Here is a 22,334-nt window from a genome sequence, read left to right as displayed (position 1 = left end):
GGGGTCTGCACATGACTTACGCACTCCTGCCGCTGAGCGCTGCCGGCGAGGGCATCATCCCGGTGGTCGACCCGAGCGCCGCTGACGGTCTCTTCTCGTTGCTGTGGCTGGTCATCGGTCTGCCGCTCATCGGCGCGCTGGTGCTGCTCCTGGGTGGCCCGCTCGCTGGTCTCCATCGGGGCGCGCTCGACAAGTGGGGACACTGGCTCGGCACGATCACTGCCGCCGGCTCCTTCGCGATCAGCCTGACGCTCTTCCTCGCCCTCCTGGGGCGCGACGAATCGCAGCGTCAGATCGGTCAGGAGCTCTGGACCTGGTTCGAGGTCGGCTCGCTCCAGGTGGGCATGGACCTCCTGTACGACCCCCTCTCGGCGCTCTTCCTGCTGCTGATCACCGGTGTCGGCACCCTGATCCACGTCTACTCCATCGGCTACATGGAGCACGACGAGCGTCGGCGCCGCTTCTTCGGCTACCTCAACCTCTTCATCGCGGCCATGCTCCTGCTGGTCCTGGCCGACAACTTCCTGGTCCTCTTCTTCGGCTGGGAGGGCGTCGGTCTGGCCTCCTACCTGCTGATCGGCTTCTGGCAGCACAAGCCGTCCGCGGCCGCCGCGGCCAAGAAGGCGTTCGTGATGAACCGGGTCGGTGACATCGGACTGGCGCTCGCGATCGGTCTGATGTTCGCCACCTTCGGCTCCACCGACTTCGCCGTCGTCAGCGAGCTGGCCAGCGGGGCGAGCGAGGACACTCTGACCGTGATCGGTCTCCTGCTCCTGCTCGGTGCCTGCGGCAAGTCGGCCCAGGTCCCGCTGCAGGCCTGGCTGCTCGACGCGATGGAGGGCCCGACCCCGGTCTCGGCCCTGATCCACGCGGCCACCATGGTCACCGCCGGTGTCTACCTGGTCGTCCGCTCGAACTTCATCTTCGAGCTGGCCCCGGTGGCCCAGACCGCGATCGTCATCGTCGCCACGGTCACGCTCCTGTGGGGTGCCGTCCTCGGCTGCGCCAAGGACGACGTCAAGAAGGTGCTCGCCGGTTCCACGATGAGCCAGATCGGTTACATGATGCTGGCCGCCGGCCTCGGCGTCGCGGGCTACGCGTTCGCGATCATGCACCTGCTGACCCACGGCTTCTTCAAGGCCAACATGTTCCTCGGCGCCGGGTCCGTCATGCACGGCATGAACGACGACGTGGACATGCGCAACTACGGCGGACTGCAGAAGATGATGCCGGTGACCTTCGTGACCTTCGCGATGGGCTACCTGGCGATCATCGGTTTCCCCGGGTTCTCCGGCTTCTGGTCGAAGGACAAGATCATCGAGACCGCGTTGGCCGAGAACTGGGTGGTCGGGATCCTGGCGCTCGTCGGCGCCGGCGTCACCGGTTTCTACATGACCCGACTGATGCTGATGACATTCTTCGGCGAGAAGCGCTGGAACGACGGCGTGCACCCGCACGAGTCGCCCAGGGTGATGACGGTCCCGCTGATCGTGCTGGCTGCTCTCTCGGTGCTCAGCGGCGTGCTGCTCCTGGGCAACTGGATCGTCGACTTCCTCACCCCCGTCGTCGGTGTCGCCGCCCACCACGAGCCGCCGTTGCCCGCGCTCGCGATCACCGCGATCATCACCCTCACGGTGGCGCTCGGTGTGGCTGCCGCCTGGTTCCTGGTCGGCAAGCGCGAGATCCCCAAGACCGCCCCCACGGAGGTCTCGTTCATCACCACAGCCGCCCGGAACGACCTGTACGGCGACCAGATCAACGAAACGTTGGTGATCAGCCCTGGACGTCATCTCGTCTCCGGCCTCACCACCGCTGACCGGGTCCTCGTCGACGGCACCGTCGAGGGTGGCGCCGCAGCGGCGACCGGCCTCTCGGCACTGTCACGAAGGATCCAGAACGGATATGTCAGGTCCTATGCCCTGTCCATTGTCGGCGGCGTCCTGCTCGTCGTCCTTGCCCTGCTGGCGGTGAACCTCGCATGAGCGACTTTCCCTGGTTGACCTGCCTGATCCTGGTGCCCCTGGTGGGCGCCGTGGTGACTGCCTTCCTGCCCAGTGGGCCCGGTGAGCCGTTGGCCAAGAAGGTGGGGCTGGGCTTCGCGCTCGCCACCCTGGTCCCGGCCCTTGGGGTCGCCGCGAACTACAACACCGGCGACGGCGTGCAGTTGACCGAGACCCACGAGTGGATCTCGCTCTTCGGGGCCCACTACGCCCTCGGTGTCGACGGACTCAGCCTGGTGATGGTCCTGCTGACCGTTCTGCTGGTCCCGCTGGTGATGATCGCCAGCTGGCACGACTCCGACAAGGGCAACACCCGGGTCTTCTTCGCCTGGGTGCTGGGCCTGCAGGCGATGTCGCTGGCGGTCTTCACCGCGACCGACGTCTTCCTCTTCTACGTGGTCTTCGAGGCCACGCTGATCCCGGCGTACTTCCTGATCTCCGGCTTCGGTCGCGAGGGTCGCAGCCGCGCCGCCGTGAAGTTCCTGCTCTACCAGCTCGGTGGCGGTCTGGTGATGCTGGCCAGTGTCATCGGTCTGTACGTCGTCTCCTCCGACGCGGGTGCGCCGTCCTACCTGATCAGCGACCTCGCGGCCCTCGACATCGACGAGACCACGCAGCGCTGGCTCTTCCTCGGCTTCTTCATCGCGTTCGCGATCAAGGCTCCGCTCTTCCCGGTGCACACCTGGTTGGCCGACACCACCGAGAAGGCGACCACCGGCACCTCGGTGCTGCTGATCTGCATCCTCGACAAGATCGGGACCTACGGCATGCTCCGCTTCTGCCTGGGGCTGCTGCCCGAGGCGTCGCAGTGGGCCACCCCGGTGGTCATCGTGCTGGCGCTCATCTCGATCGTCTACGGCGCTTTGGTCGCCATCGGCCAGGACGACCTCCTGCGTCTGATCGGTCTGACCTCGCTGTCGCACTTCGGTCTGATCGTGCTGGGCATCTTCGTCTTCTCGAGCCAGGGCAGCTCGGGTGCGGTGCTCTACATGTTCAACCACGGCCTGGCCACCGCCGCGCTCTTCCTGATCGCTGGCTACGTCATCCGCCGCACGGGCACCGCCTCGATCAGCGCGATGGGTGGCCTCGAGAAGACCGCCCCGGTGCTCGCCGGAGTCTTCCTGGTCGCCGGTCTGGCCACGCTGGGCATGCCGGGCCTGTCGCCCTTCGTCTCCGAGATCATGGTCCTGATCGCGGCCTTCGGCTACGCGTGGTGGGCCGGCGCGATTGCGGTCACTTCCATCGTGCTCGCCGCGATCTACGTGCTCTGGGCCTACCAGCGCATGATGACCGGGCCGGTGCGTCCCGAGTACGGCGCGGTCACCGACCTCGACAAGCGCGAGGTCGGCGCAGTGGTGCCGCTGCTGGTGCTGCTCGTGGTGTTCGGTTTCTTCCCGCAACCTGTCCTGGACGTGATCAACCCGGCCGTCGACGACATCCTGACCCAGGTCGGGGTGAGCGACGACCCGCCGGACGTGGTCGGCACGCTGCCTGACACCACGCCTGCCGAGGGAGCTGACCAGTGAACGAGTTCGTCAAGCCCACGCTCGACTACGCGCAGCTGTCACCGCTGCTCATCGTCTTCGCGGCAGCCTGCCTCGGCATCATCGTCGAGGCGTTCGTCCCGCGGGCACAGCGTTACCTCGCCCAGACGCTGCTCACCCTGGCGTCGCTGGTGATCGCCTTCGGTGCGGTCGTCTGGGTCGCCCTCGACTTCGCCGACAGTGCTGCGACCACCCACGGCGAGGGGGCGGCGTACGGCGTCCTGGCCGCCATGGGTTCGGTCGCGGTCGACGGTCCGACCCTCTTCCTGTGGGGAGTGATCCTCATCCTCGCGGTGCTCGGCACCCTGCTCTTCGCCGAGCGTCGTCTGGAGGGTGGCCTGACCGCCTTCTCCAGCGCGGCCGCCTCGGCGCCGGGCTCGGAGATCGAGCGGATCGCCACGGCCGAGCGCCGTGAGCACACCGAGGTCTACCCGCTGCTGCTCTTCGCGGTCTCGGGCATGCTGCTCTTCCCGGCCTCGAACGACCTGCTGGTCATGTTCCTGGCGCTGGAGATCCTCTCCCTGCCGCTCTACCTGCTGGCCGGCCTGGCGCGACGTCGCCGTCTGCTCAGCCAGGAAGCGGCGATGAAGTACTTCTTCCTCGGTGCCTTCTCGTCGGCCTTCTTCCTCTACGGAGCGGTGCTGGCCTACGGCTACGCGGGCTCGCTGGGCTTCGCCGAGATCGGCGAGGCGATCCGCAACGACACCGGCAACGAGGCGCTGCTGCTGGCAGCCATCGGCCTGATGGCGGTCGGCCTGCTCTTCAAGGTGGGTGCTGCGCCGTTCCATGCCTGGAGCCCGGACGTCTACCAAGGCTCCCCGACGCCGTTGACTGCCTTCATGTCGGCCGCGACCAAGGTCGCCGCCTTCGGCGCGATCCTGCGTCTCTTCCACGTCGCGCTCGGCAACGAGCGGGCCTCCTGGCAGCCGGTCTTCTGGATCGTCGCGATCCTGTCGATGGTCCTCGGCACCCTGCTGGCGATCACCCAGAACGACGTCAAGCGGTTGCTGGCCTACTCGTCCGTGGCGCACGCCGGCTTCGTGCTGGTCGGTGTCCTGGGGGTCCAGGCCGTCGGCGACATGGCGGTCGGCGAGATCGCCTCGGTCGAGGCCGTGCTGTTCTACCTGACCGCGTACGGCCTGACCTCGCTCGGGGCGTTCGCCGTGGTGGGCCTGGTGCGCGATGCCGGCGGCGAGGTCAACGACCTCACCCGTTGGGCAGGTCTGGGCAAGGAGTCGCCCCTGGTGGCGGGAGTCTTCGCCTTCTTCCTGCTGGCGATGGCAGGCATCCCGCTGACCTCCGGCTTCATCGGCAAGTGGGCGGTCTTCTCCGTCGCGCTGGCGGCAGGTGCCTGGCCGGTCGTCGTGGTCGCGATCCTGATGAGCGTCGTCGCGGTCTGGATCTACCTCAAGGTGATGGTCCTGATGTACTTCCGTGAGCCCGTCGAGGGGAGCGCCTCGGTCACGACGCCGTCGGCCCTGACCTCGTCGGTGATCGCGGTGACCGCCCTGCTGACGCTGCTTCTCGGCGTTGTGCCGGACCCGTTGTTCGACCTTCTGGCCAATGCGGGAGAATTCATCAGGTGAGCTCCTCCGCATCTGCTGACCTGGCCCTGCCCGTCGTCGACGAAGACCTCGCCGCGCGACTCAAGGAACGCCTGGCCCTGGTCGAGGAAGACCTGACCGAGCACGTGCGCGGCAGTGCTCCGTTCGTCAGCGAGGCAGCTGGTCATCTGATGGCGGCCGGGGGCAAGCGCTTCCGCCCCCTGCTGGTCCTGCTGGCTGCCGAGGCCGGACCGGACGCCGACTCCGACCGGGTCCGGGCGGCCGCCTCGGTGGTCGAGCTGACCCACCTCGCCTCGCTCTACCACGACGACGTGATGGACGAGGCCGACGTGCGCCGCGGTGCCGACTCGGCCAACGCCCGCTGGGACAACCACGTCGCGATCCTCACCGGCGACTTCCTCTTCGCGAAGTCCTCCGAGCTGACCGCCGACCTGGGGACCGAAGCGGTGCGCATCCAGGCGCGTACGTTCAGCCGCCTGGTCGAGGGACAGATCCTGGAGACGGTGAAGCCGGCCCCCGGGGAGGATCCCCTGGAGCACTACCTCGAGGTCGTCGCCGGCAAGACCGGTTCGCTGATCGCGACCTCCGCCCTCTACGGCGCCATGTTCAGTGGTGCCTCCGACGAGGTCTGCGAGGCCATGCGTCAGTACGGCGAGATCGTCGGCTCCGCCTTCCAGCTCTCCGACGACATCCTCGACGTCGCCTCTGAGTCGTTCGAGTCGGGCAAGACTCCCGGGACCGATCTGCGCGAGGGGGTCCCCACGCTGCCGAGCCTGCTGGCCCGCGCCGCCGGTGACCCGGCGGACGCCCGCCTCATCGAGCTGCTCGACTCAGACCTCAGCGACGACGCCCTGCACGCCGAGACCCTGGAGCTGCTGCGCCGGCACCCGGCGATGAGGCAGGCGCGTGGGTACGTGCAGGCGCGGGCGGCCGAGGCCAAGGCCAAGCTCGCCGTGCTGCCTGAGGGTGGCGTACGTCAGGCCCTCGAGGCCTTCGCTGACGTGGTGGCGGTCCGCTCCACCTGATCCGCACGCGGCAGCCGTCCCGCACGATCCGCTGGGACGTCATCGGTTCCGGTTGTTGGGGCGACCGTTCGTGATGACGTCCCGCAGGGATCCGCTGGGCGTCAGATGACCGTCCAGGTGTCGCCCCCGCCGATCAGCGCAGCGAGCCGGGCCTGCGGGTCGGCGTCGCTCACCCCACCCCGGGCCGTGGCCAGTTGCGCGCGGGCCTGGTCGTCGTACGTCGCTCGCTCGACCTGGCGGAAGATGCCGATCGGGGTCTGGTTGAGGTAGCCGGCGTCGGTGAGTCGGCTGATCGCGAAGGCGGTGGACGGGTCGGGGTCCTGCGCGTCGTGGACGAGGACGTCGCCGGGGTCGACGTCGAGGGTCGGGGCGATCCTGACCCCGCCGTTGTCACGGACGACTGCCTTCGAACCGCGACCGTCCTCGAGCAGCGCGCCGTAGGTGATCGGCTCGCCGTGGATGAGCGGGATCACGGCATCGGCCTTGTCCGGGCCCTTGATCGCGTCGAAGGCGCCGTCGTTGAAGATCGGGCAGTTCTGGTAGATCTCCACCAACGAAGTGCCGCGGTGGGCGGCGGCCGCCTCGAGCACGGCAGTGAGGTGCTTGCGGTCCGAGTCGATGGTGCGCGCCACGAAGGTGGCCTCGGCGCCCAACGCCAGCGAGACGGGGTTGAAGGGATGGTCGACCGAACCCATCGGGGTGGACTTGGTGACCTTGCCGGTCTCGGAGGTGGGGGAGTACTGGCCCTTGGTGAGCCCGTAGATGCGGTTGTTGAAGAGCAGGATCGTCATGTTGACGTTGCGTCGCAGGGCGTGGATGAGGTGGTTGCCGCCGATGGAGAGCGCGTCACCGTCCCCGGTGACGACGAAGACGGAGAGATCCTCGCGGGCGGTGGCGATGCCGGTGGCGATCGCGGGGGCGCGGCCGTGGATGGAGTGCATCCCGTAGGTGTCGAGGTAGTAGGGGAACCGGCTCGAGCAGCCGATCCCGGAGACGAAGACGATGTTCTCGCGGCGCAGCCCGAGGGTCGGCAGGAACGACTGGACGGCCTTGAGCACGGCGTAGTCACCGCACCCCGGGCACCAGCGCACTTCCTGGTCGGAGGTGTACTCCTTGGCGGTCTGGGCCTCGTCGTTGGTGGGGACGAACGCCGTGCCGGACTGGGGCATTGGGAGGTCCTGGGGCATGGGGAGGTCGGTGTGGGCGGGGGTGCTCATGGGTGACTCCTCTCGGTGCTGGCGACCAGGTCGCCGATCGCCTCGGCCAGGTCCGCAGCCTTGATCGGCATCCCGTTGACCTGGTTGTAGCCGATGGCGTCGACGAGGAACTCCGCCCGCAACAGCATCCGGAGCTGCCCCGAGTTCATCTCCGGGACCAGGATCTTGTCGTAGCGGGAGAGGATCTCGCCGAGCTCCTTCGGCAGCGGGTTGATGTGGCGCAGGTGGACCTGGGCGACCTTGCCGCCCACGCGCCGCACGCGACGTACGCCTGCCCCGATCGGGCCGTACGTCGACCCCCAACCGATCACCAGCACCTTCGCGCCGTCCCCGTCGGCGGCGGTCGGGTCGTCGACCTCCAGTGGTGGCAGGGAGTCGGCGATCGCGGCGATCTTGGCGGCCCGTGTGCTGACCATGAACTCGTGGTTGGCCGGGTCGTAGGAGATGTTGCCGTGGCCGTCGCCCTTCTCCAGGCCGCCGATGCGGTGCTCGAGCCCCGGGGTGCCGGGCACGGCCCACGGTCGGGCCAAGGTCTCGGCGTCGCGCAGGTACGGCCAGAAGTCGGGCTCGCCACCCTCGACCTCGTGGTTGGGCGTGGTCGCGAACGCGGGGTCGATCGCCGGAAGGTCGGCGACCTCCGGGATCCGCCACGGCTCGGAGCCGTTGGCCAGGTAACCGTCGGAGAGGAGCATCACCGGCGTGCGGTAGGTGACCGCGATCCGCACCGCCTCCAGGGCAGCGTCGAAACAGTCACCGGGCGAGGAGGGCGCGATCACCGGGACCGGTGCCTCACCGTTGCGGCCGAAGAGCGCCTGGAGCAGGTCCGACTGCTCGGTCTTGGTGGGGAGCCCGGTCGACGGTCCGCCCCGCTGCACGTTGACCACGACCAGCGGCAGCTCGGTCATCACCGCCAGCCCGATCGACTCGCTCTTGAGCGCGATCCCGGGGCCGGAGGTGGAGGTGATCCCGAGGTTGCCGACGAAGGAGGCGCCGATCGCGGCGCCGATGCCGGAGATCTCGTCCTCGGCCTGGAAGGTCGTGACGCCGAACGCCTTGTGCTTGCTCAGCTCGTGGAGGATGTCGGAGGCCGGGGTGATCGGGTAGGTGCCGAGGAAGAGCGGGAGTCCCGAGGTCACGCCGCCGGCGACCAGGCCGTACGCGAGCGCCAGGTTGCCGGTGATGTTGCGGTAGGTGCCGGGCGCCATGGGGGCCGGCTTGATCTCGTACTGGACGGCGAAGGCCTCGGTGGTCTCGCCGAAGTTCCAGCCGGTGCGGAAGGCGGTGATGTTGGCGTCGCGGATCGCGGGCACCTTCGCGAACCGCTTCGACAGGAACGCCTCCGTGGTCTCGGTGGGGCGCCCGTACATCCAGGAGAGCAGGCCCAGGGCAAACATGTTCTTGGCGCGTGAGGCGTCCTTGCGGGAGAGGCCGAACTCCTGCACGGCCTCCACGGTCATGCCGGTCAGGTCGACCCGGTGCACCGCGAACTCGGCCAGCGAGTCGTCCTCCAACGGCGAGACCGTGTAGCCCGCCTTCGCCAGGTTGCGCTTGGTGAAGTCGTGGGTGTCGACGATGATCTGTGCGCCGCGGGGCAGGTCGCCGACGTTGGCGCGCAGGGCGGCCGGGTTCATCGCCACCAGCACGTCGGGGCGGTCCCCCGGGGTGAGGATGTCGTGGTCGGCGAAGTGCACCTGGAAGGACGAGACACCCGGCAACGTGCCCTGGGGGGCTCGGATCTCGGCGGGGAAGTTGGGGAAGGTCGCCAGGTCGTTGCCGAAGGCGGCCGACTGGCTGGTGAACCTGTCGCCCGTGAGCTGCATCCCGTCGCCGGAGTCGCCGGCGAATCGGATGATCACGCGATCGAGCTGCTTGATCTGCTTGGTCACTGGTTGCGGTGTCCTTGCCTCGAGGCGGAGCGGTGGGGTGCCACCCCGGCTGCCTGTGCTGCGTTGGATTCCGTTTGCAGCGTAGCCCTCCGGTGCGCACCGGTCATGGCTCCTCGAATGCTGGAGCGTCGCTGTCGGGCCGCTCGCGACACGCGCGTTTCGAATCGTGGGCACATCAACACAAGATTGATTAAGTCTCGTAATCTACTCGACTAACAAGCCGAGTGGCCCACGGTGGGCCCCGGCAGGCACGAGGAGACCAGCCATGTTGCGTACGTCCAGGACCAAGATCGGAGCGGGTGTCGCCCTGACGCTCGCCGGCCTCGCAGCACTCACCGGGTGCGGGGGAGCCAGCGGCACCGAGGGCGACGACCAGATCTCCATCGTTGGTTTCGCCGTCCCGGAGGCAGCCAACAAGGCCATCTTCGAGGAGTTCAGGAAGACCGAGGACGGGAAGGGGCTGAGCAACCCGAAGACCTCGTACGGCGCCTCGGGCGACCAGAGCCGTGCCGTGGTCAGCGGTCTCGACGCCGACTACGTCCACTTCTCGGTGGCCAGCGACGTCACCCGCCTCGTCGACGAGGGTCTGGTCGACGCGGACTGGGACCAGGGCGAGAACAAGGGCGTCGTCTCCAACTCCGTGGTCGTCTTCGGCGTCCGCGACGGCAACCCCAAGAACATCGACTCCTGGGATGACCTCGTCAAGCCGGGCGTCGAGATCGTGACCCCCAACCCGGCCTCGTCCGGTGCGGCCCGCTGGAACGCGCTGGCCGCGTGGGGCCAGGTCGTCGAGAACGGCGGCACCGAGAAGGAGGCGAACGCGTACGTCGACAAGTTCTTTGGCAACGTCGTGTCACTGCCCGGCTCGGGTCGAGATGCCACGCAGGCGTTCCTCAGCGGCACCGGTGACGTGCTGATGGCCTACGAGAACGAGGCGATCCTCGCCGCCCAGCAGGGCCAGGGCTTCGAGTACGTCATCCCGGAGACCACCCTGCTCATCGAGAACCCGGGCGCCGTCCTCAAGGACGCCAAGCCGGTCACGGAGAAGTGGCTCGAGTTCGTGCTCTCCGACGCCGGTCAGAAGCAGTTCGCCCTGACCGGTTTCCGCCCGATCCGCGACGACGTCGACTTCGGCGGCACCGTCGAGGGCGCCAACGACCCGAGCAACCCGTTCCCGGCCGTGCCCAAGCTGTTGACGGTCGCTGACGACTTCGGCAGTTGGAGCGAGCTCTCGACGAAGTTCTTCGACGAGGAGTCGGGATTGGTGACGCTCGCGATCGCCAAGTCCGGCAAGGGCGAATGACCTCGTCAGCGACCCTGACCCGTACGGCGCCCCGTCCCCCGGCGGAGCTCCGTACGGCGCGTCCGGCCTCCACCCTGACCAGGTCCTCGGGCATCGGGCTGGGGATCGCCATGACGTGGTTCAGCCTGCTCGTACTGATCCCCCTCTGCGCTGTGGTCATCACGGCCTCGGCGGGCGGATGGACGGCCTTCTGGACCACCGTCACCAACGAGCAGACCGCGTACGCGATCCGGCTCACCGTCTCCCAGGCGGCGTTGGTCACCCTGGTCAACGTCTTCATGGGGACCCTGATCGCGTGGGTCCTGGTGCGTGACCGGTTCTGGGGCAAGGCGTTCCTGGAGATCCTGATCGACATCCCGTTCGCCCTGCCGACCATCGTGGCCGGGCTGGTGCTGCTCTCGCTCTACGGGCGCGACAACCCGCTGGGGGCCGACGTCGCGAACATGCCTTCCAGCGTGTTCCTGGCCTTCCTCTTCGTGACGCTGCCCTTCGTGGTGCGTACGGTCCAGCCGGTGCTCCAGGAGTTGGACCGCGATGTCGAGGAGGCAGCCGCCTCGTTGGGCGCCAGCCGGTTCACGACGTTCCGCCGGGTCGTGCTGCCGAGCCTCGTCCCCGCGATCACGGCGGGCGCGGCGCTGTCGTTCGCCCGCGGGGTCAGCGAGTACGGCTCGTTGGTGCTGCTGTCGGGCAACCTGCCGTTCAGCACCGAGGTCACCTCGGTGCGCATCCTGGGCAGCATCGAGAACGACAACGTCGCGGCGGCGGCCTCCACGGCCACGGTGCTCCTGGTCATCTCGTTGAGCGTGATCGTGCTGCTCGACGTACTGCAACGGAAGGTGGGTCGTCGTGCTTAAGGTCGTACGCATCGCGCTGGTCGTCACCTATCTCTTCCTGCTGGTCGCGTGGCCGGTCTCGCTGGTCGCGGTCAACACCTTCGACGGAGGGCCGCAGGCTCTGCTCGACGTGCTCGCCGACCCCGACATCCAGGCCGCGCTGCGGCTGACCGTGGTCGCGGCGGTCGCTGCCGTGCTGATCAACACCGTCTTCGGGGTCGGGATGTCGATGCTGCTGGTGCGCCACGAGTTCCGGGGCAAACGGGTCCTGAGCGCGTTGATCGACCTGCCGCTCTCGGTCTCGCCGATCGTCGTCGGGCTCGCGCTCGTCCTCGTCTACGGCGGTCGCGACGGCTGGTTCGGCCCTTGGTTGGAGTCGGCCGGGTTCCAGATCATCTTCTCGACCCCGGGCATCGTGATGGCGACCGCCTTCGTGGCGCTGCCGCTGGTGATCCGCGAGGTCGTCCCGGTGCTCGACGAGATCGGTGTCGAGCAGGAGGTGGCGGCCCGCAGCCTGGGCGCCAACGGGTGGCAGACCTTCCGACGGATCACCCTGCCGGGCATCAAGTGGGCGATCGTCTACGGCGTCGTCCTCTCCCTGGCCCGCTCGCTCGGTGAGTTCGGCGCGGTCAAGGTCGTCTCCGGCAACGTGCTCGGGGAGACCCGTACCGCGACGCTGGTGGTGGAGGAGAAGTACCTCAATTTCGCCCAGCAGGAGGCCTACGCCGTGGCCTTCCTGCTGGCCATGGTCTCAGTGGTCTGCATCGTCGTGGTGGCCCTGATCCGACCCAGACACGACGGCAGTGAGAAGAAGGGCGCGCGCGCATGAGCATCGAGATCAAGGGGGTCACCAAGCGCTTCGGCGACTTCGTGGCGCTCGACGACGTCAACGTCTCCATCCCGACGGGCCAGCTCACGGCCCTGCTCGGCCCCAGTGGCGGCGGCAAGTCCACCCTGTTGCGGGTCATCGCCGGGCTCGAGACGGCCGACACCGGCCACATCGAGATCGAAGGGGTGGACGCGACCAGGTTGTCGCCGCAGAAGCGCAACGTCGGCTTCGTCTTCCAGCACTACGCGGCCTTCAAGCACATGACGGTGGCCAAGAACGTCGCCTTCGGCCTCGAGATCCGCAAGAGGCCCAAGGACGAGATCACCGACCGGGTGCACGAGTTGCTGCAGCTCGTCCACCTCGAGCAGTTCGCGCACCGGCTCCCCGCCCAGCTCTCTGGTGGCCAACGTCAGCGGATGGCGCTGGCCCGGGCGCTCGCGGTCGAGCCGAGCGTCCTGCTGCTCGATGAGCCCTTCGGCGCGCTCGACGCGAAGGTCCGCAAGGAGTTGCGCGACTGGCTGCGTCGCCTCCACGACGAGGTCCACGTGACCACTGTCTTCGTGACCCACGACCAGGAGGAGGCCCTCGAGGTCTCCGACGAGATCGTGGTGATCAACGAGGGACGCGTCGAGCAGGTCGGCACCCCGGACCAGCTCTACGACGAGCCGGCCAACGACTTCGTGATGAGTTTCCTCGGCGAGGTGACCGCCCTCGACGGGGTGGCCATCCGGCCCCACGACATCGAGGTCTCCACCGCCCCGCTGCAGGACCGGGCCCTGGAGGGGACGGTGGCGCGGGTGCTGCGGATCGGCTTCGAGGTGCGCCTCACGGTGCTCACACTGGACGGCGAGGAGGTGCACGTGCAGCTCACCCGGACGTACGCCCACTCGCTCGGCGTGCGGGAGGGCAGCACCGTCTGGCTGACGGCCGCTGCGGGTGCCACGACGCGTCCCGTGCCGGTCGCGGTCCCGGCCTGAGACGTACGCCCGTACGTCGTCGCGACTCATTGCGGGGAGGGTTTCAGGCGTCAGGTGCCTGAAACCCTCCCCACAGTCGGTGCCACCGGCGTGCGGGCAGGTTGGGGGTTGTCAGCGTCGCCGCCGCGCGCGACGATCGAGCGATGAATGGACTCCCGACGATGCGTTCGTTCGTCCTCGACTGCCCGGACACGTTGGCGCTGGCCCGCTTCTACGCGGATCTGCTCGGCCTCGAGGTGCACCCCGACAGCACGGACTCGTGGGCCGACCTGAGGCTTCCGGACGGCACCAAGCTCGCCTTCCAGCAGGCGCCCGACCACGTCCCGCCGCGGTGGCCGGACGGATTGCCCCAGCAGCAGGCCCACCTCGACCTCACGGCAGTCGACCTCGACACCTGCCACGAGCACGCGCTGGCGGTCGGGGCGGTGCTGGCGGACCCGGACGACTCACGCGACAAGGCTGTGGAGCAGGGATTCCGGGTCTACCTGGATCCGGCCGGCCACCCCTTCTGTCTCTGCGAGGACGACGAGCAGCCCTGGGCGTAGTGCCCGACGCAAGAACGCGGACGCCTACAGTCACCAGATGACTGCAGACGTCCGCGTTGTGTTGTTGCGAGTTGTGCGGGGCGGGCTACCTCAGCGGTAGTTGGTGAACTGCACCGCGAACTCGAGGTCCTGGCTCTTGACCAGCTGCTGCACGGCCTGGAGGTCGTCGCGCTTCTTGGAGGAGACCCGGAGCTCGTCGCCCTGAATCTGCGCCTTGACGCCCTTGGGCCCTTCGTCGCGGATCAGCTTGGAGATCTTCTTGGCGTCCTCGGTGGTGATCCCCTCCTTGAGGGTGATCGAGATCTTGGACTGCTGACCCGAGGGTCGTGGCTCGGAGGCGTCGAGGATCTTGAGTGACTGCTGGCGCTTGACGAGCTTGTCCTTGAAGACGTCGAGCACGGCGCTGGCGCGATCGTCGGCCGAAGCGGTGATCTCGATGGCCTGATCGCCCTGCCACTCGATGGTGGCTCCGGTGCCCTTGAAGTCGAAGCGGGTGGCCACCTCGCGAGCCGCCTGGCCGAGCGCGTTGTCGACCTCCTGGCGGTCGAGCTTGCTCACGATGTCGAACGACGAGTCAGCCATGGGTGTCTCCTGCATTGTCGGACGGGGATGCGATTTTTCATCTCGGATGGTGCGTGGGTATTGTCTCCCGTAGTTGCCCGGAGCCCAAACAGGTCCGGGTGGCTGGACAAGGCAGATTGCCCGAGCGGCCAATGGGAGCGGACTGTAAATCCGTCGGCTTACGCCTTCGAAGGTTCGAATCCTTCATCTGCCACCCTCACGGGTACTCAGGCCCCTGCCACAGGCGGGGGCCTGAGACAATTTCGGCGACCTCACCCGGGCGCTCCCGCCTCGGATCCGCGTTCGGTGGCTTCCCTTGGTAATGGCCTCTACAGTCAGGGGGACGCACGATCCCGGGAACCATGTTTGAGGACGCTTCTGTATGCATGCCGCACTGCCACGCCCTGACCGCTCCCAGCACCTGTTGAGGAACGCTGCGACCCTGGCGGTCCTGCTCGCCCTGCTGGCGGTGCTGATCCCCGCGACGGCCCCGCAGGCCGAGGCCAAGAAGAGCCGCAGCGCCTCGGTCCACATCCGGGCACTGCCTCCGATCGCCAAAGCCGGCCCCCGAGCGACCCGTGCCCCCAAGGGCGGCATCGTCTCGGTCGACGTCTCGCCGGCCCAGTCCGGTCGCACCGTGGTCCTGCAGCGCAAGATCACCAAGGGCAAGCGCAAGGGCAAGTGGACCAACGTGGCCAGGAAGAGGCAGGACCGCACCGGCCAGACGGTCTTCAAGGTGAGCGGTGCCACGCGGCACTACCGCGTGGTGAGCCCGGCGTACGGCGGGGTCCGCAAGGGCGTCAGCAAGCCCGCGAAGATGAAGAAGTGGTCCAAGAAGCTCGACTTCTCCGACGGGTTCTCCGGCCGCAAGCTCGACAAGAAGAAGTGGACCCACGACCGGCGCAAGCACCTGCCCGGCGTCCGCACCTGCGCGAAGCCGACGAAGGCCGACACGTCGGTGCGTGGCGGTGCCGTCACGATGGGGGTCAGCAAGAACCCGAAGCGCCGCGGCAAGTGCCGCATCACGGTCAACGGCAAGCGCCAGGCCCTGCCCTACCTGCGCAACACCCAGTTCTCCACGGCACGCAAGTACTCCTTCAAGTACGGCTATGCGGCCGCCCGCATGAAGGTCCAGCGTTCCCGCGGGATGCACTCCGCCTTCTGGATGAACCCGCTCTACGGCATGCAGCCCAAGGGTCGGGGCAAGGGCGCCGAGATCGACGTGATGGAGTACTTCGGCCAGCGCGACAGCGGCCGTGAGCAGGGGATCGGTACGAAGCTCCACCGATCCACCAAGGGTGGCCAGTGGCGGTCGTTCGGTGACGTCTTCGGGCACACCAACACCCTCAAGGGGCCCCAGCAGTTCTGGGACAACTACCACGTGTACTCGGTGGAGTGGACGCCCAAGCGCTACATCTTCCGGGTCGACGGTCGGGAGTACTTCCGCACCAGCCGCTACGTCTCCAGGGCGCCGGAGTACATGATCCTCTCCATGCTCACCTCCGACTGGGAGGTGCCGGCTCTCTACAAGCCCGGCAACACGATCAACGACACCGCGAAGGTCGACTGGGTCCGGGTCTGGGAGCTCTGAGGGTTCCTTCCCGCGTCACCACCGGCACCATCCCGGTCCGGTCCTGAGCCCCGCCCCGTGCGGGGCTCAGGTCATTTTTGGCCGATTCAACTCTGACGGTCCTCGAACCGGTCCACCAGCTCCCTGGCCAGGGCGAAGGCCGAGGTCGCGGCCGGCGAGGGCGCATTGCGCAGGTGGGTCACCGCGCCCTGCGTCGAGATCACGAAGTCGTCCACCAACGTCCCGTCGCGGGCCACGGCCTGGGCCCGGACGCCCGAGTGGAAGCTGCCGTCGAGGTCCTCGGCGGCGAGCGAGGGGACGTACGCCCGAGCGGCCGCCAGGTGGCGCCGCTGGCTGCTCGCCATCGCCATCTCCTCGATCCCGGTGCGCCACCACCGTCGCGCCACCCGCCAGGTGCCCGGCCAGGTGAGCGTCTCGACGACGTCGCGGCCCCGCACGTGGCTGAGCCGGTAGCCGTCGCGGGACGGGACCAGCATCGCGCTCGGGCCGATCATCACGTGGCCGTCGACGTGACGGTGCACGTGCACTCCCAGGAACGGCAACGTCGGGTCGGGGACGGGGTAGACCATGCCGCGTACGACCGGGGTCGGCGTCGCCCGCAGCCGCAGGTAGACGCCGCGGAACGGCACGATCTGTGGGTCCGGGTCGGCGCCCGATCTGCGCGCCAACCGATCGGCCCAGAGGCCGGCGCAGGTGATCACCCGCTCGGCGCTCACTCGGACGGGCCCGTGCGGACCCACTGCGTCGAGGACGACGCGTACGGCCTCGGTGAGGCCGGTGACGCGCGTGCCCAGGTGGAAGACGACACCGGCCGTCTCGAGCTCGGCGCGGATCGCTCTGGCGACACCCGGGTAGTCGATGATGCCGGTCCCGGGCGCGTGCAGCGCAGCGAGGCCGGTGGCGTTCGGTTCGATCTCCCTCAGCTCGGAGGGCCCGACCCGGCGCAGGCCCGGCACCCCGTTGGCCCGGCCCCGCTGCTCGAGAGCGTCGAGTCGTCCCAGCTCGGCGGGGCGGACGGCGACCACGACCTTGCCGCACCGCTCGTGGGCGATCGCGTGCTCGGCGGCGTACTCGTACATCAGCGCAGCACCCTCGACGCAGAGTCGCGCCTTCAGGGAGCCGGGCTCGTAGTAGATCCCGCCGTGCACCACCCCGGAGTTGTGGCCGCTCTGGTGGGCCGCCACCTCCTCCTCGGCCTCCACGACCGCCAGGCGCAGCCCGGGCCGACGGGTGAGGAGCTCGCGAGCGGTGGCGAGGCCGATCAGGCCGGCGCCCACGACCACCACGTCGAAACGGCCGAGGTCACGAGGTGCGGCACTGGACTCCATGCGCACATTGTGCGGGGCATGGTCGCGGGTGCGGGAGGCGTCCATTGGCCCGGAACCCGTGGCGGGGCGCAGAATGGCTCGGTGAACGGCCCCCAGATCCACGACATCGGGCGACGCCGGGCCTGGGCGGTCTGGAGCGTCGCTGTCGCGGTCTACGTGCTCGCGGTCTTCCACCGGTCCTCGTTGGGCGTCGCGGGGCTGCTCGCCTCCGACCGCTTCGGGATCGCGGCCAGCGAGCTGGCCTTCTTCACCGTCCTGCAACTCATCGTCTACGCCGCGATGCAGGTCCCGGTCGGCGTGCTGTTGGACCGCTTCGGCCCGCGCGCCCTGCTGGTCTCGGGGCTCGTGATGATGACCGGCGCCCAGTTCGCGTTCGCCTTTGCGGAGTCCTTCCCCGTCGCGGTGGTGGCCCGAGGTTTCGTCGGGGCCGGTGACGCCATGGTCTTCGTGACCGTCCTCCGGCTGGTGAGTGTGTGGTTCGGGCCACGGCAGATCCCGATGATCACCCAGGTCACCGGCTGGAGCGGCCAGCTCGGCTCGATCGCGGCCGCGGCGCCCTTGACCCTGCTGCTGACCCACCTGGGTTGGACCCGCACCTTCGCCCTCACCTCGACCATCGGCGTGGTGCTGATGGTCGCGGTCCTGATGACCGTCAAGAACTCGCCGTACGCCCTCGGTGAGGCGCCGTCGCTCACCCTGGCCCAACTGGGCCGCGAGGTGGGACGGGTCTGGCGCAACCCGGGCACCCGCCTCGGGTTCTGGGTGCACTTCACCTCCCAGTTCCCGCACACCGTCTTCATGCTGCTGTGGGGATTCCCCTTCCTGGTCCGCGGGCAGGGCTGGAGCGAGGTCGCGGCGAGCACCCTGATGATGGCGATGACCGGGTGGGTGATCCTCGTCGGGATCGTGCTCGGCGCGCTGATGACCCGGCACCCCTTCTACCGCTCCCGGATGGCGGTGGTCGTCGTGGGAGCCAACGTCGTGGTCTGGGCCGCTGTGCTCCTGCGTTCCGAACCGTCGCCGACCTGGTTGGTCCTGCTGCTCGCGGCGGTGGTCGCCACCGGAGGGCCCACCTCGGTCATCGGCTTCGACATCGCCCGTACGTTCACCCCGCTGTCGGCGGTCGGCCGGGCGACCGGTCTGGTCAACATCGGCGGTTTCGTGGCGGCGCTCTTCACGATGGCGTTGATCGGGGCGACGCTCGACCTGGTGGAGCCGGCGGGGATGGACGCCTATGACCTCGACGACTTCCGCCTGGCGATGGCGGCGCAGTTCGTCTGCTGGACCATCGGCATCGTGCAGATGCTGCGACTGCGGCCGCTGGCGATCGCGCACCTGGACGCCACCGCCCCCGGCGCGGTGGACACGTTGCGCTCCGGCGGGGCCTGGACCACGCTCGAACACTGACATCTGTCACCCCCGCGCCGTGGTCGTGCGAGCAGAACTCATGACGTCCGACACTGTCGGAGTCCGGGAGGGCGGGGGAGGCTTGAGCCATGACTTCCCCTTCCTCTTCCGCGATCGAGGTGACCGGCCTGCGGCGCACCTACGGCACCGGTGACGACGCCTTCGAAGCCGTCCGTGGCATCGACCTGACGGTGGCCCCGGGCACCGTCCACGCCCTGCTGGGCGTCAACGGTGCCGGCAAGACCTCCGCCCTCGACGTCATCGAGGGTCTCGCCCCGGCGAGCGGAGGCGCGGTGCGGGTGCTGGGCCTGGACCCGGTCGCCGACCGCGCCGAGGTGCGTCGTCGTACGGGCGTCCTGCTCCAGCGCAGCGGTTTCGTCGGCGACCTGACGGTGCGCGAGACGCTCCAGATGTGGGCGGCTGTCACCACCGACGCCCGCCCCGTCGCCGAGTCGATGGAGATGCTGGACCTCACCCGGCACGCCAACACCCGGATGCGAGCGCTCTCGGGTGGTGAGCACCGCCGTGTCGACCTGGCCTGCACCCTGACGGGACGCCCCGAGCTGGTCATCCTCGACGAGCCCACGACCGGCCTCGACCCCGAGAGCCGTCGGGCGGTCTGGAAGCTGATCCGCGACCTGCGCCACGACGGCGCCACCGTCCTGCTCACCACGCACTACCTGGAGGAGGCCGAGAGCCTCGCCGACCAGGTCTCGATCATGCAGGCGGGTCAGATCGTCCGCGAAGGGACGTTGGCCGAGATCGTCGCCGGACACCCGTCGGAGATCTCCTTCCGTACGCCCGACGTCGCGCTGTCCTGGCCCGCCGACGCGCAGAGCTCGCGGGACGGGGACCTGACGATCCTGCGGGTCGACGACCTGCAGAGCGCGCTGACCGACCTGCTGGTCACCGCGCGTGCGGCTGGGGTGCGCCTCGAGTTGCTCACCGCCCGCACCGCCACCCTCGAATCCGTCTTCCTGGCAGTTGCCGCCGATCGCGAAGGAGCCCTGCTGTGACCACATCGGAGACTGCCCCCCAGACAGGCCCCAGGACAGGCCCCCGGACAGGCCCCCGGACAGGCACCGTGACCCGCACCGTGGGTCTGGCCCGTTTCAACATGCTGCTGATGGCACGCAACCGCACCACCATGATCTACGGCTTCCTGATCCCGTTGACACCGCTCGCCCTCCTCTTCGCGGCCCCCGACACGACGCCGTCGGCCGGGGTGGCCGCCATCGGGATCACGCTGGTGATGGCGGTGCTCTTCCCCGGCTACTACAACCTGTTGTCGATGTTCGTGACGCGGCGCGACGAGATGGTGCTCAAGCGTCTGCGCACCGGCGAGATGCGCGATGGCGAGCTCGTCACCTCCATGGCGCTGCCCGGCGTCGCGCTGGTCCTCGCCGTGACGCTGCTGTGCGTCCCGGTGGCTGCGGCTGCAGGCTTCGACCTGCCCAGCAACCCGCTGCTTCTGCTGGTCGGCGTACTCCTGGCGTGCGGCACCTTCGCAGCCCTGGCGCTGTGGACCGCGTCGTGGACGAAGACCGCCGAATCGGCCCAACTCACCAGTGGGCCGGTGATGCTGATCGCGTTCGCTGGGATGATGGCCCCTGCGGTCCCCGAGTCGGTGGGCCGGTGGTTGGAGTACCTGCCGGGCTCCGCGATCAACGACCTGGTCCGAGTGGCCTGGTTCGGCATGGAGGCCGGAGGAGGCGAGGAGACCGTGACGTTCATGCAGAGCTGGGTCGAGACCTTGCCGGCGCTCGGCCTGTTGCTGCTGTGGGCCGCCGCAGCTCTCCTCCTCGCGCGCCGCTCGATGCACTGGGAGCCCCGGACATGAGTGCCACGACTGCGCGCCGCGGGGGCCTGCTCTCGTGGGGTCTGAGCAGTGACGTGCAGCGGATGGAGCTCTACACCCGCGGTTCACTGCGGGGGTTGCTGGCCTTCCTGCTGCTGATGGGCGGTCTCGCGGCAGCGTCCGAGGCCGAGCGGGTCCTCGACTTCGTCCTCGTGGGCGCGCTCGCGCTCGTCCTGATGGTGGCCGGGGACCGTTGCCTCGTCGCCTTCATGGATCTCTACCCGCAGGCGGGTCCGCTGCCGACGGCGCGTCTGGCCGCCGTCGCAGCGGTGCTGGTCCCGTTGGGGATCGTCGTGGTGGTGTCGCGAAGTGATCCCTGGGCCGAGATGGGCTTCCTGCTCACCGTGGGAGCGGCCTGGGCGTTCGGCGGCTCGCGCAACTGGTGGGTCTCGGGCGCCTCGGTGCCCTACGGGGCAGTGGTCATGGGTGCCACGGCGGACGGCTGGGTCTGGGGGTGGGCCCTCTACGGGGCCGGGGCGTCCGGCTTCTTCGTCTTCACCGTGCACAGCTCGTTGTGGGTGCTGCGCATCGTCCACGAGCTCGACGCCGCCCGCCGTACGCAGGCCGACCTGGCCGTGGCCGAAGAACGGCTCCGCTTCTCCCGCGACGTGCACGACGTGATGGGTCGCCACCTCTCCACGATCGCGGTGCAGGCCGAGCTCGCTGCCACCCTCGCCGAGCGCGGTGACGCCCGCGCCCCCGAACGGATCAGGGAGGTCCGGGCCACCGCCCACGAAGCGTTGCGGGAGGCACGATCGTTGGCCCGCGGCTACCGGCCGCTCGACCTCGCCCAGGAGTTGGAGGGCGCGGTCTCGCTGCTCGCCTCCGCCGGGATCGACGCCCGGGCCGACCTCGACGGCCTCGACGAGCGCTGGGCCGAACCGGTCGCCCGGGTGGTCCGAGAAGGGGTCACCAACGTGTTGCGGCACTCCTCAGCGACCTGCGTCCGGGTCACGCACAGCGACGCCGTGGTGGAGATCCGCAACGACGGCGTCGATCCAGGCCTCGTGCCCGCCTCCGACGGCAGCGGACTGGCCACCCTCCGGGCCGACCTCGAGGCCCGGGGCGCCCGTCTCACCCACGGGGCGGAGGGGGAGGAGTACGTCGTCCGGGTGCACCTGGCCGCCGACTCCACCGACCCCGCCACCGACTCCACCGACTCCGCCACCTCTTCGACCGCCAAGCTCCCGGTGCACGCGCACTTGCAGGAGGGGTCGTGAACCCGCCGCAGTCACCCACGATCCGGATCCTGCTGGCCGACGACGAGCACCTGATCCGCAGCGCGATGGCCCAGATGCTCGACCTCGACGACGACTTCGAGGTGGTGGCCCAGGCCGCGACCGGTCCCGAAGCGGTGGCCGCGGCCGTCCAGCACCGCGTGGACGTGGCGGTCCTCGACCTGCAGATGCCCGGCCTGGACGGCATCGAGACGGCGCGCGCGATCCTCGCCGACCTGCCCGACTGCGGTTGTCTGGTGGTGACCAGCCACGGCCGCCCCGGCTACCTCAAGCGGGCGTTGGCCAGCGGCGTACGCGGGTTCCTGCCCAAGACCACCTCGGCGGCCACGCTGTCCCAGGTCGTACGGGTCGTCCACGCGGGCGGGCGGCACGTCGATCCCGAGCTGGCGGCCGAGGCGATCGCCGCGGGCGACTCGCCCCTTACCCCGCGGGAGGCGGACGTCCTGGAGGCGGCGGGCGACGCGGCCCCGGTCGAGGAGATCGCCCGACGGGTCCATCTCTCCGCCGGCACGGTGCGCAACCACCTCTCCAGCGCGGCCACCAAGCTGGGCGCGACCAACCGCCACGAGGCCGTGGCGACCGCGCGCCGGATGGGTTGGATCTGAGCCAGCGGAGCTGGTCAGGTCC

19 protein-coding genes and 1 tRNA gene are annotated in these 22,334 nt (G+C 69.0%); 16 read left to right on the top strand and 4 right to left on the bottom strand.

Annotated features, from left to right (window positions below):
• Positions 1-11: 11 nt before the first annotated feature.
• Genes nuoL through DNK52_RS10620 form a run of 4 tightly spaced genes read left to right on the top strand, consistent with a single transcriptional unit; the run spans position 12 to position 6,134 of the window.
• Positions 12-1,982: an NADH-quinone oxidoreductase subunit L gene (gene nuoL / locus DNK52_RS10635; protein WP_110240960.1), complete on the top strand. Its 1,971-nt coding sequence runs from the start codon at positions 12-14 to the stop codon at positions 1,980-1,982.
• Positions 1,979-3,526, top strand: a complete 1,548-nt coding sequence (locus DNK52_RS10630) for an NADH-quinone oxidoreductase subunit M (protein ID WP_110240959.1) — start codon at positions 1,979-1,981, stop codon at positions 3,524-3,526. Before nuoL ends, DNK52_RS10630 begins: the two co-directional genes overlap by 4 nt.
• On the top strand, positions 3,523-5,130 hold the full coding sequence (gene nuoN / locus DNK52_RS10625; protein ID WP_110240958.1) for an NADH-quinone oxidoreductase subunit NuoN: 1,608 nt from the start codon (positions 3,523-3,525) through the stop codon (positions 5,128-5,130). Before DNK52_RS10630 ends, nuoN begins: the two co-directional genes overlap by 4 nt.
• Positions 5,131-5,156: 26 nt before the next feature.
• Positions 5,157-6,134, top strand: a complete 978-nt coding sequence (locus tag DNK52_RS10620) for a polyprenyl synthetase family protein (RefSeq protein ID WP_239455525.1) — start codon at positions 5,157-5,159, stop codon at positions 6,132-6,134.
• Positions 6,135-6,235: 101 nt separating this feature from the next.
• On the opposite strand, the gene DNK52_RS10615 is transcribed toward DNK52_RS10620, so the two are convergent.
• Entirely contained in the window at positions 6,236-7,321 is a 1,086-nt protein-coding gene (locus DNK52_RS10615) for a 2-oxoacid:ferredoxin oxidoreductase subunit beta (protein WP_110241209.1), read from the bottom strand.
• A gap of 26 nt (positions 7,322-7,347) precedes the next feature.
• On the bottom strand, positions 7,348-9,237 hold the full coding sequence (locus DNK52_RS10610) for a 2-oxoacid:acceptor oxidoreductase subunit alpha (protein ID WP_110240956.1): 1,890 nt from the start codon (positions 9,235-9,237) through the stop codon (positions 7,348-7,350).
• 265 nt (positions 9,238-9,502) lie between these two features.
• Here DNK52_RS10610 and DNK52_RS10605 point away from each other — a divergent pair, with 265 nt between their 5' ends.
• The 5 genes from DNK52_RS10605 to DNK52_RS10585 all read left to right on the top strand — a co-directional run bounded on the left by DNK52_RS10605 (position 9,503) and on the right by DNK52_RS10585 (position 13,724).
• On the top strand, positions 9,503-10,540 hold the full coding sequence (locus tag DNK52_RS10605) for a sulfate ABC transporter substrate-binding protein (protein WP_110240955.1): 1,038 nt from the start codon (positions 9,503-9,505) through the stop codon (positions 10,538-10,540).
• On the top strand, positions 10,537-11,394 hold the full coding sequence (gene cysT / locus DNK52_RS10600; RefSeq protein WP_110240954.1) for a sulfate ABC transporter permease subunit CysT: 858 nt from the start codon (positions 10,537-10,539) through the stop codon (positions 11,392-11,394). Before DNK52_RS10605 ends, cysT begins: the two co-directional genes overlap by 4 nt.
• Positions 11,387-12,202: a sulfate ABC transporter permease gene (locus tag DNK52_RS10595; RefSeq protein ID WP_110240953.1), complete on the top strand. Its 816-nt coding sequence runs from the start codon at positions 11,387-11,389 to the stop codon at positions 12,200-12,202. Before cysT ends, DNK52_RS10595 begins: the two co-directional genes overlap by 8 nt.
• A complete protein-coding gene (locus tag DNK52_RS10590; RefSeq protein ID WP_110240952.1) occupies positions 12,199-13,179 on the top strand; it encodes a sulfate/molybdate ABC transporter ATP-binding protein in 981 nt (326 codons plus the stop codon). Before DNK52_RS10595 ends, DNK52_RS10590 begins: the two co-directional genes overlap by 4 nt.
• A 143-nt stretch (positions 13,180-13,322) precedes the next feature.
• On the top strand, positions 13,323-13,724 hold the full coding sequence (locus tag DNK52_RS10585; RefSeq protein WP_239455496.1) for a VOC family protein: 402 nt from the start codon (positions 13,323-13,325) through the stop codon (positions 13,722-13,724).
• Positions 13,725-13,814: 90 nt separating this feature from the next.
• Here the strand turns inward: DNK52_RS10585 and DNK52_RS10580 are convergent, their stop codons facing one another.
• The gene (locus DNK52_RS10580) at positions 13,815-14,306 is read right to left on the bottom strand and encodes a YajQ family cyclic di-GMP-binding protein (RefSeq protein ID WP_110240950.1); all 492 of its coding nucleotides are present in this window, start codon (positions 14,304-14,306) and stop codon (positions 13,815-13,817) included.
• Between the two features lie 110 nt (positions 14,307-14,416).
• Here DNK52_RS10580 and DNK52_RS10575 point away from each other — a divergent pair.
• Positions 14,417-14,499: transfer RNA gene (locus DNK52_RS10575), tRNA-Tyr, on the top strand.
• 168 nt (positions 14,500-14,667) lie between these two features.
• Positions 14,668-15,876 (top strand): glycoside hydrolase family 16 protein, encoded by a 1,209-nt coding sequence (locus DNK52_RS10570; RefSeq protein ID WP_110240949.1) that lies wholly within the window; start codon positions 14,668-14,670, stop codon positions 15,874-15,876.
• Positions 15,877-15,962: 86 nt separating this feature from the next.
• Here the strand turns inward: DNK52_RS10570 and lhgO are convergent, their stop codons facing one another.
• The gene (gene lhgO, locus DNK52_RS10565) at positions 15,963-17,204 is read right to left on the bottom strand and encodes an L-2-hydroxyglutarate oxidase (RefSeq protein ID WP_110241208.1); all 1,242 of its coding nucleotides are present in this window, start codon (positions 17,202-17,204) and stop codon (positions 15,963-15,965) included.
• An 81-nt stretch (positions 17,205-17,285) separates the two neighbouring features.
• Between lhgO and DNK52_RS10560 the strand changes: the two genes are divergently transcribed.
• From DNK52_RS10560 to DNK52_RS10540, 5 genes are all read left to right on the top strand, one after another.
• Positions 17,286-18,611, top strand: coding sequence for an MFS transporter (locus DNK52_RS10560; protein ID WP_204163489.1), 1,326 nt, complete (start codon positions 17,286-17,288; stop codon positions 18,609-18,611).
• 89 nt (positions 18,612-18,700) lie between these two features.
• A complete protein-coding gene (locus tag DNK52_RS10555; protein ID WP_110240947.1) occupies positions 18,701-19,627 on the top strand; it encodes an ABC transporter ATP-binding protein in 927 nt (308 codons plus the stop codon).
• Between the two features lie 68 nt (positions 19,628-19,695).
• On the top strand, positions 19,696-20,451 hold the full coding sequence (locus DNK52_RS10550) for an ABC transporter permease (RefSeq protein ID WP_110240946.1): 756 nt from the start codon (positions 19,696-19,698) through the stop codon (positions 20,449-20,451).
• Positions 20,448-21,689, top strand: coding sequence for a sensor histidine kinase (locus DNK52_RS10545; RefSeq protein ID WP_110240945.1), 1,242 nt, complete (start codon positions 20,448-20,450; stop codon positions 21,687-21,689). Before DNK52_RS10550 ends, DNK52_RS10545 begins: the two co-directional genes overlap by 4 nt.
• Positions 21,686-22,312, top strand: a complete 627-nt coding sequence (locus DNK52_RS10540) for a response regulator transcription factor (protein ID WP_275426148.1) — start codon at positions 21,686-21,688, stop codon at positions 22,310-22,312. The genes DNK52_RS10545 and DNK52_RS10540 overlap by 4 nt, the downstream gene beginning before the upstream one ends.
• The last annotated feature ends 22 nt before the right edge of the window (positions 22,313-22,334 follow it).

The sequence above is a fragment of the Nocardioides gilvus genome (genome assembly GCF_003194605.1).
Lineage (GTDB): Bacteria > Actinomycetota > Actinomycetes > Propionibacteriales > Nocardioidaceae > Nocardioides > Nocardioides gilvus.
The sequence above is the reverse complement of the archived record's forward strand: the minus strand, read 5'-3'. Positions and strand labels throughout refer to the sequence as shown.